The sequence below is a fragment of the Rathayibacter sp. VKM Ac-2856 genome, from assembly GCF_013205055.1.
GTDB lineage: Bacteria > Actinomycetota > Actinomycetes > Actinomycetales > Microbacteriaceae > Rathayibacter.
Window position 1 is genome coordinate 272,375 of the sequence record NZ_JABMLF010000003.1, and the last position, 12,252, is coordinate 284,626.

The following is a 12,252-nucleotide window of genomic DNA, read 5'->3' on the forward strand; positions in this document are numbered from 1 at the left end:
ACGGCTCGCCCCTCCACAGCCCGCGCGATCGCCGTGCCGTCCCCCGTTCGTCCCCCCTCCGCCCCGCTCCACCTCACGTCTCGAGAGGATCCACCCATGAGCTCCGACACCCTGCACGGCACCGACACCGAGGACGCGCTGACACCGCTCCCCGACAGCCGCCGCAACGCGCGCCTGGACGGGCAGTTCTGGATCTGGGCGGGCGCCAACATCGCCCCGATCAACTGGGTCCTCGGCGCGCTCGGAGTGAACATGGGCCTCGGCCTGTGGGACACGATCACCGTCCTCGTGCTCGGCAACGTCGTCGGCATGGCCGTCTTCGGCTTCTTCGTGCTGCTCGGTCAGCGCACCGGTGCCACGGGGATGCTCGTCGGCCGGGCCGTCTTCGGCCGCCGCGGCAACTACGCGCCGGCCGTGATCCAGGCCGTCGTGGTGATCGGCTGGTGCGCGATCAACACCTGGATCGTGCTCGACCTGGTGATCGCGCTGCTCGGCTCCGTCGGCCTCGTCGATCCGGAGTCGGCGAACCTCGGCTGGAAGATCGCGGTCGCCGCGGTGATCATGGCGATCCAGGTCGCGATCTCGTTCCTCGGCTACAAGGCCATCGCCGCGTTCGAGCGCTGGACGGTGCCGCCGACCCTGCTGGTGCTCGCCGTGATGTCGATCGTGGCCTGGTTCTTCCTCGACATCGACTGGTCCTACGCCGGTCCGGCCGAGGGCGCCCTCACCGGCGGCGATCGGATCGCGGCGATGTCGATCGTGATGACCGCGATCGGGATCGGCTGGGGCCTGACCTGGCTCGCCTACGCGGGCGACTACTCCCGCTTCGTCAGCCCCCGCGCCTCGCGCCGCAAGCTCTACTTCGCGAGCGTCCTCGGCCAGTTCGTCCCCGTCGTCTGGCTCGGCGTCCTCGGCGCCACCCTCGCCACCAAGAACGGCTCGGTCGACCCCGGTCAGCTGATCGTGGAGAACTTCGGCGCCCTCGCGATCCCGGTGCTGCTGCTCGTGGTGCACGGCCCGATCGCGACGAACGTGCTCAACATCTACTCGTTCGGCATGGCCACCCAGGCGCTCGACATCCGCCTCGGCCGCAAGGCGCTGAGCCTGATCGTCGGCGTGCTCGCCTTCGCGGCCTCCGTCTTCTTCGTCTTCCAGGACGATCTCGCGACCACCCTCGACGCCTGGCTCGTCGGCCTGGTCGGCTGGGTCGCTCCGTGGGGCGCGATCGTGCTCGTGCACTACACGGTGTTCGAGCCGCGGGTCCGCTCCTTCGGGCACCTCTTCGCCCCGGTCGGCTCGCCGCTGCTGCCGGACGTCCGCTGGCGCGCGCTGCTCTCGTTCGCCATCGGGGCGACGCTGACCTGGCTGTTCATGAACGGCTCCGTGCCCGCGCTGCAGGGTCCGGCCGCGACCGCGCTCGGCGGCGTCGACGTCTCCTGGCTCGCCGGCGGCGTCTCCGCGGGGCTCGCCTACCTGCTGCTCGGCCGGGGCGACGCCGCGGGCTGGGTGCAGAAGCGCGAGGCCCTGGAGCCGGCGGGGCGAACGGCCGAGCCCGTCCTGGGGTAGCCGGCCCCGTCGCTCCGGCGGCCCTCCCCCGCACTCCTCGCTCCTGCACTCCTCTCCTCCCCGCTCCCGCACCACCGCACCACGAACGGAACCGCCATGGCACTCCTCATCACCGACGCCGCCGTCATCACGATGGACCCGGTCTCGGGCGCCGTCCCGATCACGGCGAGCATCCGCATCGTCGACGACGTGATCACGGAGATCGGCCCGGGGCTGGTGCCCGAGCCGGGCGACGAGGTCGTCGACGGACGCGACCGGCTGGTCACGCCCGGGTTCGTCAACGCGCACACCCACTCGTGGGAGTACCTCTACAAGGGGCGCTACGACAACCTGCCGCTCGAGCTGTGGATGCTGCTGTCGTACCCGATCCTGGGCGACAGCCGCGTCGCCCCGGATCTGGTGCGGCTGCGCTCGTCGCTGTTCGCGCTGGAATCGCTGAAGGCCGGGGTGACGACGCTCGTCGACGACGTGCTGGAGAACCCGGACCAGGACGCGGAGCAGCTCGCCGCGGTCTTCGACGCGTACGACGAGATCGGGATCCGGGCGAACATCTCCGGGCACGTGATCAGCAAGCCGTTCTTCGAGACCATGCCGTTCCTCGAGGAGTACCTGCCGGCCGAGCTGCTCGACTCGGTGCGCGGGGCCGCGCGGCCGACCACCGAGGGCTACCTCGACTTCAGCCGCACCGCCTTCGCGACCCAGCACGGGCGCGGCGGCGGCCGGCTGCGCTACATGGTCGCGCCGTCGGCCCCGCAGCGCGTCGGCGCCGACCTGCTGATCGGAGCGACGGAGCTGGCGCTCGAGCACGACGCGGAGTGCCACATCCACGTCCTCGAGACCAAGACCCAGCTGGTCACCGGCGAGGAGTTCCACGGCTCGACGCTGGTCGAGTACATGGCCGGGATCGGCGCCCTCTCCGCCAACACCACCTTCGCGCACGGGATCTGGCTGACGGACTCCGACATGGCGGCGATCGCCGGGGCGGGCACCTCCGTCTCGCACAACCCGATCTCGAACCTCAAGCTCGGTTCCGGCATCGCGCCGTGGCGCGCACTGCACGACGCGGGGGTGAACCTCGGACTCGGCACCGACGGCTGCTCGAGCAGCGACTCCCCGCGGATGCTGGACGTGGTGAAGGCGGCGGCCCTGCTGCACAAGGTGACGGACCCCGACCTGGCGTCCTGGCCGACCGTCGCGGAGGTGCTCACGGCGGGCACCATCGGCGGCGCGCGCAGTGCCGTGCTGGGCGACGTCACCGGGAGCATCGAGGTGGGCAAGCAGGCCGACCTCGTGCTCTTCGACCTCGAGACGCTCGCGTTCACCCCGCGCCAGCGCCTGGAGAACCAGCTCGTCTACTCCGAGAACGGCTCGTCGATCGACACCGTGATCGTGGCCGGCCGGATCGTCGTCTCCGGCGGCGAGTCGACCACCGTGGACGAGGCGGCACTGCGGGCCGACCTCGCCGCCCAGCTCGGCGAGATCGTCGCGTGGCAGGACGCCCTCGACCGCTCCAACGGCGTGCTGACCGAGCCGTTCCACCGCATGTACGAGCGCGCTATGCGCCGCGACGCCCCCATCGACCGCTTCAGCGGCCGCCGCCTGGTCTGACGCCGAGCGCCCCGGGCGCGACCTCCGGCACGCGGAATCACCTCCGGCTCGCGGAATCACCTCCGGCTTGCGGAAACCACTCGATCCCACGAGCCCGACCCGATTCCACGAGCCGAAGGTCCCGTCCGCCACACCGCGACCACCTTCGGCACGCGAAAGCAGCTCCGGCTCGCCAGAACCGCCCGATTCCGCGAGCCCAACCCGATTTCACGAGCCGAACCTCGCACACACGCTGACGCACCCACCTCCGGCACGCGAAAGCAGCTCCGGCTCGCAGAAACCATCCGATCTTGCGAGCCCGACCCGATTTCACGAGCCGAAGGTGGCGTCCGGCGCACCGCGACCACCTTCGGCACGCGAGAACAGCTCCGGCTCGCCAGAACCGCCCGATCCCGCGAGCCGGACCCGATTCCACGAGCCGAAGGTGCCGGCCGGCACACCGCGACCACCTCCGGCACGCGGAAACGGCTCGGGCTCGCGGGAACCGTCCGATCTTGCGAGCCGAGCGTGGTTTCGCGAGCCGGATCTCGTGCAGAGGGGGGCGCGGCGGCCTGCGGCAGGCAGGGTCGGCTTCGGCTCGTGAGGATCGCCGGAGACGGCGAGCCGCGGGTGGTTCCGCGAGCCGGAGGTCGGGCACCGGTGCGGGACACGCCCGGGGCGGCGCGGAGCCGTGGAAGCCGCGGATGTCCGTCCGGGTCCGGTCGGGGTGCCCGACGGGCGGGAACAGGCGGATCCGCGGCGCGTCGGACCGGAGTGCGCCCCCTGAACGGGAACCTCCGTCCGGAGGAAGGTTCATCGGGAACAGGCGTTCGAAAGTCGCCCCTATGGTCACAGCAGTAGCGCCGGAGCCCCCGGCCGACCTCTCGAGCGACTCCCCTCCCCGCAGTGCCGCGGACGTGGAGCGAGCCGCTCCTCCGCCCTAGACGCCCGGAAGGACGCCCGTGCCGACGACCCCGCCGCCGACGACCCGCGCGTCGACGAGCCCGACGCCGATCGGCCGAGCACCGATCGACGAAGCGCCGATCAGCCCCGCATTGACCAGCGCGGCAGCCCTGACCCGCGCGGCAGCCCGCGCGTGCCCGTCAGGCGCGCGGCAGGCCGGCGAAGTTCGCGGCGCTGAGCTCCTGGACGGCGGGCAGCTTCGCGAGGATCGCGGCGGAGACGCTCTCGCGGTCCGAGAGGACGCGCTCGAGGGCGTCGCCCACGCGGCTCGCGAGGCCCGCGCCCGGCTCGACGCACAGGTAGGGCAGCTCGAACATCGCCATCAGGCCCTCGACCTTGCCCTGGGTGGCGAGGGTGATCGCGGGGACGCCCTTCATCAGGGACATGATCGCGAGGTGCATGCGGCCGGTCACGGTGACGGTCGCGCGCTCGGTGAAGCCGCGCACCTCCGCCGGGGTGAGGACGTCCTCGACGAAGGCGACGCCCGCGGTGTCCGGCAGGGCGGCGAAGACCTTGCGGCAGGCCGCGAGGTCGTCCGGTCCGTGCTTGATCACGTGCGGGAGCAGCACGACGGCGAGTCCGCGGGCGCGCAGGCCGCCGATGATCTCCACGTAGGCGCCGGTCTGGTCGGTGTCGATCAGGCCGGAGACGTTGACGATCGCGATGCCGCCGGAGGTGTCCAGCGCGGCGAGCTCGCTGCTCGCGCGGCCCTGGTCGACGGAGCGCGCGGAGAAGACGATGTCCGCGGAGGCCTTCGCGTCGAGTCCGTCGCGGCGGGCGCGCTCGACCGAGAGCGGGTCGCGGAGGAAGAGGGTCGTGCCGGCGCGGTCCGCGTCGCGGAGCTGCGCGAGGGCGCCCGGGTGGGCCTTGCCGTTCCAGCTGAAGCCGAGGACGCGCGTGCCGACTCCGGCCGACGCGGCGCTGCGGGCGACGAGCGCGCGGCTGGTCGAGGCGCGGAAGTTGTAGGCGCCGTCCATGATGTCGGCGCCGACGATCGAGACGGACGCGGCGCCGGGCAGCATGGCCCGGAAGCGGCGCAGGTCGCGGACGAAGCTCGGCAGGCCGCCGTAGAGCAGGGTGCCCAGCGAGACGATCTCGACGCGGTCGGCGTGCTCGGCCGGGATGCGGAAGTCGCCCTTGTAGCGGGTCACCACGGTGATCGGTCCGGCCACGTTCTCGAGGAACGCGCCGACCAGGGCCGCGTCGCCGATGTTGCCGGCGCCGGGCGGGGCGATGAGGATCGCGCGCCCCTGAGCGCCTCCGGAGCGGCGGGCGCTGCGCAGGCGCGGTGCGTCGAGGAAGACGCCGCGCGCTCCGAGCGAGAGCACCGCCGGGCTCTTCAGCAGCGGGGCGGTGCGCTTGCGCAGCCCGCCCAGCACCGTCCGGACTCGCGAACCTACTCCGCTCACAGCGATCCCGTTCCCGGCCCCGTCGCGGAGCCGTCCTTCTCGGTGGCGGAGGCGGCCCATCGCCGCGTCCGTCCGTCTGGGCGGGGGCTCGGTGGCAGCTGCAGCGGTGCTGCGCGGCCGCCGGGGACGCTCCCGCCGCGCCCAGTGTACGGAGTCGCCCCCCTTTCGCCCGGCGCGCACCGCCGAGGCCCGGTGCGGCCTCCCCTCGACTTCTCCCTTCTCCTCTCCCAGCCCCGAGTCCCCGCTCACACCTTCCCCGATTGGACACCACGCCCATGACTCGAACGCTCAGCGCGACTCTCGCCGCCCTGCTGGTCGTGATCGCCGCGTTCTTCGCGGCCGCGCCCAGCTTCGCGGCGGCGAACCGCTACGCCTCTCCCACCGGCACGGGAACGGTCTGCTCCGCAGCCGCTCCCTGCGCCCTGACCACCGCCGTCCAGAGCGCGGCCGCCGGTGACACCGTGCTGCTCACCTCCGGCACCTACCCGACGACGACCCTCAAGGGCGGGAAGGCGACCGTCGCCGCTCCCGTCACCGTGCGGCCCGCGCCGGGCGCCTCGCCCGTCCTCGGCTCGACGAAGGTCTACACGCCGAACACGGTGTGGAACGACATCTTCTCGAAGAGCACCTTCTACACCTACGGCTCGGGCATCACGGTGAACCGGATGCACATCGACGGCGCCGGCATCTTCGTGCGCAGCGCGAACGTCGTCGTCCGCGACTCGCTGTTCGAGAACGGCTCGTCGATGGACGGCATCCAGGTCGGCGGCACGGACAACGGGCTGATCGAGAACAACGTGGTCCGCAACTTCGACCAGAACATCGACAACGGGCTGCACGCCGACTGCATCCAGGTGTTCGAGAGCAACCACGTCACCCTCCGCGCCAACACGCTGATGAACTGCTACAACGCGGGCATCATCTTCTCCCCCGGCGGCGGCGACGGCATGACCGACATCACCGTCGAGTCGAACTTCGTCTCCGGCTGCATCGTGATCACCTCGGACTGCCGCGGCGGCTCGGCGGCGGACTTCCGCGAGGCCTCCGCCGACGGCATCTACATCCGCAACAACACCTTCGAGTCGGGCGCGCTGCGGGTCGGCGGGGCGAAGAACACGGTCTTCGACCGCAACATCGTCAGCTACCTCTCCTCCTGCACCAGCCCGATGACGAACACCATCGTCGAGAACTGGAACACCAAGCTCTGCAAGACGCCGTCGCTGCTGAACCAGCAGGGCAACATCCAGGGCGCCCCGGCGCTCGCCTCCGTGGCCACCGGCGACCTGCACGTGCTGTCCGCGACCGGCACCCAGATCGCCGGCTGGGGGTCGACCACGTCGGCCCGCACCGACATCGACGGCCAGACGATGGGCTCCCGCACCGCCGGCGCCGACCAGTTCGGCGGGGTGACCGCTCCGACGCCGACCGCGACGCCGACGCCCACCGCGACCCCGACCGCCACCGCGACGCCGACGGCCACGCCGACCGCGACGCCGACCGCCACGCCCACGGCTACTCCGACGGCCACTCCGACCGCCGTGCCGACGGCGACCGCGACCCCGACGGCGACGCCCACGGCCACCCCGACGGCGACTCCGACGGCCGCGCCCGCCCCGGTGGACCGCACCGCGCCGACCGTCGCGATCGTCTCGCCGGGCTCCGGCTCGTCGGTCACCGGAGTCGTCAGCCTGATGGCGACCGCCTCCGATGACACCGCGGTGACCGGCGTCAGCTACTGGGTCGGCACCACGAAGCTCGGCGACGCCGTCCAGGCGTCCGACGGCAACTGGTACCTCACGGTGAACACCGCGGTGTTCCCCAAAGGCAGCTACTCGGTGACGGCGAAGGCCGTCGACGCGGCGGGCAACGCCACGACGAGTGCGGCGATCATCCTGAAGCGGGTCTGACTCCCGGAGTGATCCGCGCCTGAGGGCGGCGGGTCACGCGAGAAGGGCCCCGGTGCGCAGAACGCGCAGCGGGGCCCTTCGTCGTCGGCGGGAGCGGTGCGGTCGTGGGGCGCGATCGGGCCGCAGGCTCCGGTCCGGTCAGTCCGCGAAGATCGCGCCGACCGGCTCGCGCTTCTCGGCCTGGAAGCGGTCCTCCGCGCGGCCGAGCGCCCAGTAGGCCGACAGCGAGAGCGCGGCCCGCTCGACACCCCAGTCGTCCTGGAGGATCGCGCGCAGCCGCTTCATCGCGGTCCGCTCGCCGTGGGCGAAGACCTCGACGGGGCCGGCGGGCCGCGGCAGGTCGCCGACGGCCGCCGTGAGCGCGAGCCCCGCCTCCTCATCGCCGCGGTGCAGCCAGCGCACCTCGACGCCCGCCGGAGCGGCGAGCGGGAGCTCGTCCTCGGCGCCGTGCACCTCGATCAGCGCGGTGCCGCGGGCGTCGGCGGGCATCGCCTCGAGCGCCGCCGCGATGGCCGGCAGTGCCGACTCGTCGCCGAGCAGGAGGTTCGCGGCGTCGGCGCTGGGTGCCCAGGCGCCGCCGGGGGCGGACATCTCGAGCCGGTCGCCGGGGCGCGCGGCGGCCGCCCAGGGCCCGGCCACGCCCTCGTCGCCGTGCAGGACGAAGTCGATGGCGAGGCTGCGGGCCTCGAGGTCGACGGAGCGGATCGTGTAGGTCCGGCGCACGGGCAGGTCCTCGGGGGCGAGGCGGGCGCGCAGGGCGTCGAGGTCGTGCGGCGGCTCGAGGGCGACGCCGGAAGGAGCGAGCAGCAGCTTCACGTAGCGGTCCGTCGCGGCGAGCCGCTCGGGGTCCGCGGCCTGGAGGAAGGCGTCGAAGCCGTCGCCGCCGAGGTGCACGCGGACGAAGTGGTCGGTGAGGCGCTCGGTGCGCAGCACCGTCAGGACGAGCTGCGGGCGGGCCGGGCGCGCGCGGCGCTCGGGCGGCGCGGCGGCGGGCGCGGCTGCGGCCGCGGCTGCGGGCGCTCCCACGGGATCGACGGACGGTGCGGGCGTGGTGGCGTCGGTCATCCCTCCAGCATGCCGCCCGCGCCGCCCCGGCGCTCGCCCGGGCCCCCGGCTCGCAGCAACCCCGCATCCCCGCCTCGACCGACACCTCCGGCACGCGAGATCGACTCCGGCACGCGGAAACGGCCCGATTCGACGAGCCCGAGCCCATTCCACGAGCCGAACATGTCGGACAGACGCGCACACCTCTCGCTGGAGCGCATCGTCGACACCTCCGGCACGTGAAACGACCCCCGGCTTGCGGAAAACGCCCGATTCGACGAGCCCGACCCGATTCCACGAGCCGAACGCCCGGAGCAGACGCGCGCACCCCGAGCCGGAGACCGCGGTCGACACCTTCGGCACGCGAAATCGACTCCGGCACGTGGAAAACGCCCGATTTCACGAGCCCGACCCGATTCCACGAGCCGGACATGTGGAGCAGACGAGCCCAGCCCCACTCAGAGTCCGCAGCCGGCACCTCCGGCACGCGAATTCGACCCCGGCACGCGGAAAGCGCCCGATTCGACGAGCCCGACCCGATTCCACGAGCCGAAGGTGCGCCGCACCCGCCGCGGCCGCCACGCCGTAGCCTCTCCCCATGGATGCGACCACGACCGTCGCGCGCGCCGCCCGGGCCGCGCCGCGGCTGCAGCCCGACCGGATGCTCGTGCCCGACGTGCTGCGCGGGGTCGCGATCGTGGCGATGCTGATCGCGCACGCGCTGCCGCTCGTGCCGGGGCTGCGCGGCGGGGCGGTCGGCTTCGTCGCGGGGAACGTCAACGACCTGGCCTCGCCGCTGTTCGCCCTGGTGATGGGGATGTCCGCGGCGCTCGTCCTCGCGCGGCCGACGTCCTCCGGCGGACGCGTCGTCGTGCAGAACCTGATCCGCGGGGCGGTGCTCGTCGCGCTCGGCGTGTGGCTGGGCACCTGGGGCAGCTGGATCGCGATCGTGCTGGCGCACCTGGGGCTGACGCTCGCGCTCGGGACGCCGATCCTGCTCCTGCGCAGCCGCGCCGTCGCGGTGATCGGCGCCGTCCTGCTCGTGCTGGGCGCCCCGCTGAACGCGGCGGTCGCGGCGGGCGCGGATCCGACGGTGCTCTACGGGCGGACGCCGGTCGGCCTGCTGCTGCAGTGGAGCTTCGTCGACCCGCACTACCGCGTGACCAACCTGCTCCCCTTCTTCCTGCTCGGCGCGCTGCTGCTGCGGCGCGGCTTCCGGCGCGAGCGCCTGCTGGTCCTGCTCGCGGTGGTCGCCGTGCTCGCCTACCCGGTGCGGCCGGTGCTCGAGCGGCTGCTCGGCGTCGACGCGGGGTCGGGCAGCCACCCGGACACCCTGCACGACCTCGGGCTGGTGCTCGCCGCATACGTCGTCGTCGTGCTGCTCGCAACGGTCCGGCGGCGGCCGGCGAGCACGGTGATCGCGGCGGCGCTCACCCCGCTCCGTGCGGTCGGCTCGCTGGCGCTCTCGGTCTACGTGCTGCAGGTCGCGGTGGTCGCCGCCTTCGCGACTGCGGGCCTCGGCTACCGAGCGGACACGCCCGCCGCCGCGCTCCTGCTCGTGCTCGGGGTGTGGGCGATCGGCGTGCTCTGGTGGCGCTTCGTCGGCATCGGCCCGCTGGAGTGGCTGATCGGACGGCTGACCCGCCTCGTCCCGGGGCCGCGCCGCTGAGTCGGCGGCCGCTCGGTCGGCCGCCGACGCACCGACCGCCCCCGGCTCAGCTCTCGACGACCGGCAGCTCGGCGACCGCGACCGCTCCGCCGCTCTCGTCGGTGATCTCGATCGACGCGACGGAGGGACGCAGGACCGCCGCGTTCATCGCGCAGTCGAGCTCGGCCTCGCTGCCGAGGAACGAGCCGGAGGGGAGCCGCAGTCCCGTCGCCGTGACGAGGACGACCTCGTAGCTCTCGCCGACGGCGAAGCCGCTGCCGCGCAGGATCGTCTCGGTGCCCCAGGTGTGCGCGACGAGCTCGGCGTCGATGTCGAGGTCCGCGTCCTCGGCGAAGGCGATCGGCTCGGCCGCGCCGAGGGTGCCCGGTCCGCCCTCGGGTGGACGGTCCGTGAGCGCCAGGACGCCGAGCCCGCCGATCGCGCCGAGCGCGAGGCATGCGGCGGCGGCTGTCGCCTGAAGCGCGATCCGGCGCCCCCGTGCAGGACGAGCCGGCACGGACTCCGCGCCGCCGACGCGCGGCAGCGCCACCAGCGGCGCGGGAGAGCCGAGGGCGGCCACGCGATCCGCCAGCTCCGCGGACGGCTGCGGCTCCTCCCACCGGCCGACGCCGCGGAGACCCTCGAGCACCGCGCCGAAGGACGCCAGCTCCTCGTCGATGCTCGGATCGACGGCGCGGAGGCGGTCCAGCGCGGCGGACTCCTCGGCCGACAGCTCGCCGGCGAGCGCCGCGGCGATCAGCTCCTCCCGACGTCCGGCGTCTCCGCCCGGTCGATCTGCGCCTGTCACGAACGGTCCTCCGAGGTCGGGTCGGGCCCCGCGAGCTGCGTGCGGAGCGCCTTGAGAGCGTAGAACGTGCGGGTGCGGAGCGTCGCGACCGCGACTCCCGTCGCCGCGGACACCTCCGCGTAGCTCTCGCCGTTGAGGTGGATCGCCACGACCACCTGCCGGTGCTCGGGCGAGAGGCGGGCGAGCGCCTCGACCATCATCAGCGGCTCCAGCAGGTCGGCCTGCTCGCCGGGGACGTCCTCGAGCGCGTCGGCCGGCACGATGCGCGGCAGGCGCTGCACGGAGCGGTGGGCGTCGACGATCACGTTGCGGGCGATCGCGAAGAGCCAGGTGCGCGGGCTCGCCCGCTCGGCGGCGTAGCGGTCGCGCGAGCGCCAGGCGCGCAGGAACGTCTCCTGCACGCAGTCCTCGGCCAGACCGCGGTCGCGCAGCGCGTTGACGGCGAAGCCCAGCAGGGCGGACCCGTGCTCGTCGAAGGCCGCGGTGAGGTCGATGCCGGCGCCGGGGCCGGAAGCCGCGACCGGCTCCGGATCGGGATGCGTCATCGCCGTGCAGTCCCCTCGTCGCATCGTCGTCGCCGCGAGTGCCATCGACGCCTCCCGTTCCGACCGGCCGAAGAGCCCGTCGGAGGAGGTACGTCCCGGACGACCGAGACGTTCATCCGAGCACGGAACCCCAGTCTATGAAGGATCTCTCAGCCGCCGGGGAGCCCGGACGGCCGGTCCTCGCGCGGCCGGCCCTTCACAGCGAAGGCGCCGAGGGCGTAGGCGAGCAGGAGCAGCGCCATCACGACGCCGGACGCCACCGCCGCGAGCACGGCCGCCGCCCCGCTGCCGACGAGCAGGCCCAGCCCGCCGAGCACGACCAGCGCGCCGCCGAGCACGGCGAACATCCGCTCGGAGAACGCCCACGCGAACGGCAGGAAGTGCAGCCCGACCACGAGCGCGATCAGCGCCGGCCGGAGCTCGCCGCGGCCCGCCGCCTCGAGGGCGCGGCTGCCGGCGGCGATGAGCGCGAACTCCGCGACGACGCAGGCTCCGTAGACCGCGAGGCGCATCGGCCGCGGCGGCGCGAACGGCCCGAGCGGACGCGGCCGGACGAAGAGGAACCAGAGCGCGGCGGCGACCGTCGCGGCGACGAGGATCCGCGCGACGAGGGCGACGGGCTCCGCGGGCGAGTACGAGAAGGCGAAGACAACGGCGCCGGCGAGGCCCACGACCGCGCCGAGTCGCCGGGGATCCGCGAACCGCGGGGGACCGTCCTGCTCCGTCGCCATCCCGGCAGCCTCGCACACGGGCCCGCTCAGGATGCGTGTAGGAG

Annotated in this window: 9 protein-coding genes; 4 read left to right on the top strand and 5 right to left on the bottom strand. The window is 73.5% G+C overall.

Features of this window, described 5'->3' with window-relative positions:
- Positions 1-96 precede the first annotated feature (96 nt).
- A complete protein-coding gene (locus HQQ82_RS11840) occupies positions 97-1,566 on the top strand; it encodes a cytosine permease (protein WP_216848534.1) in 1,470 nt (489 codons plus the stop codon).
- Positions 1,567-1,662: 96 nt separating this feature from the next.
- On the top strand, positions 1,663-3,174 hold the full coding sequence (locus tag HQQ82_RS11845; protein WP_173233392.1) for an amidohydrolase family protein: 1,512 nt from the start codon (positions 1,663-1,665) through the stop codon (positions 3,172-3,174).
- Between the two features lie 1,082 nt (positions 3,175-4,256).
- Here the strand turns inward: HQQ82_RS11845 and HQQ82_RS11850 are convergent.
- Positions 4,257-5,495, bottom strand: coding sequence for a polysaccharide pyruvyl transferase family protein (locus tag HQQ82_RS11850; protein WP_173233394.1), 1,239 nt, complete (start codon positions 5,493-5,495; stop codon positions 4,257-4,259).
- A gap of 305 nt (positions 5,496-5,800) precedes the next feature.
- Here HQQ82_RS11850 and HQQ82_RS11855 point away from each other — a divergent pair, with 305 nt between their 5' ends.
- Positions 5,801-7,432, top strand: coding sequence for an Ig-like domain-containing protein (locus tag HQQ82_RS11855; RefSeq protein ID WP_173233396.1), 1,632 nt, complete (start codon positions 5,801-5,803; stop codon positions 7,430-7,432).
- Positions 7,433-7,570: 138 nt separating this feature from the next.
- Here HQQ82_RS11855 and HQQ82_RS11860 read toward each other — a convergent pair whose 3' ends face one another.
- Positions 7,571-8,497, bottom strand: coding sequence for a siderophore-interacting protein (locus HQQ82_RS11860; protein ID WP_173233398.1), 927 nt, complete (start codon positions 8,495-8,497; stop codon positions 7,571-7,573).
- Positions 8,498-9,074: 577 nt separating this feature from the next.
- Here HQQ82_RS11860 and HQQ82_RS11865 point away from each other — a divergent pair.
- Positions 9,075-10,145, top strand: a complete 1,071-nt coding sequence (locus HQQ82_RS11865; protein WP_173233400.1) for a DUF418 domain-containing protein — start codon at positions 9,075-9,077, stop codon at positions 10,143-10,145.
- Between the two features lie 46 nt (positions 10,146-10,191).
- Here the strand turns inward: HQQ82_RS11865 and HQQ82_RS11870 are convergent, their stop codons facing one another.
- From HQQ82_RS11870 to HQQ82_RS11880, 3 genes are all read right to left on the bottom strand, one after another.
- The gene (locus HQQ82_RS11870; RefSeq protein ID WP_173233402.1) at positions 10,192-10,932 is read right to left on the bottom strand and encodes a hypothetical protein; all 741 of its coding nucleotides are present in this window, start codon (positions 10,930-10,932) and stop codon (positions 10,192-10,194) included.
- Positions 10,929-11,477: a sigma-70 family RNA polymerase sigma factor gene (locus HQQ82_RS11875; RefSeq protein WP_173233404.1), complete on the bottom strand. Its 549-nt coding sequence runs from the start codon at positions 11,475-11,477 to the stop codon at positions 10,929-10,931. Before HQQ82_RS11875 ends, HQQ82_RS11870 begins: the two co-directional genes overlap by 4 nt.
- Before the next feature lie 149 nt (positions 11,478-11,626).
- A complete protein-coding gene (locus HQQ82_RS11880) occupies positions 11,627-12,208 on the bottom strand; it encodes a hypothetical protein (protein WP_173233406.1) in 582 nt (193 codons plus the stop codon).
- Between the last annotated feature and the right edge of the window lie 44 nt (positions 12,209-12,252).

Coding starts and splice junctions, on each gene's coding strand:
- HQQ82_RS11855 (WP_173233396.1), top strand. CDS start 5,801: ATGACTCGAACGCTCAGCGCGACTCTCGCCGCCCTGCTGGTCGTGATC.
- HQQ82_RS11880 (WP_173233406.1), bottom strand. CDS start 12,208: ATGGCGACGGAGCAGGACGGTCCCCCGCGGTTCGCGGATCCCCGGCGA.
- HQQ82_RS11860 (WP_173233398.1), bottom strand. CDS start 8,497: ATGACCGACGCCACCACGCCCGCACCGTCCGTCGATCCCGTGGGAGCG.
- HQQ82_RS11845 (WP_173233392.1), top strand. CDS start 1,663: ATGGCACTCCTCATCACCGACGCCGCCGTCATCACGATGGACCCGGTC.
- HQQ82_RS11840 (WP_216848534.1), top strand. CDS start 97: ATGAGCTCCGACACCCTGCACGGCACCGACACCGAGGACGCGCTGACA.
- HQQ82_RS11865 (WP_173233400.1), top strand. CDS start 9,075: ATGGATGCGACCACGACCGTCGCGCGCGCCGCCCGGGCCGCGCCGCGG.
- HQQ82_RS11875 (WP_173233404.1), bottom strand. CDS start 11,477: ATGACGCATCCCGATCCGGAGCCGGTCGCGGCTTCCGGCCCCGGCGCC.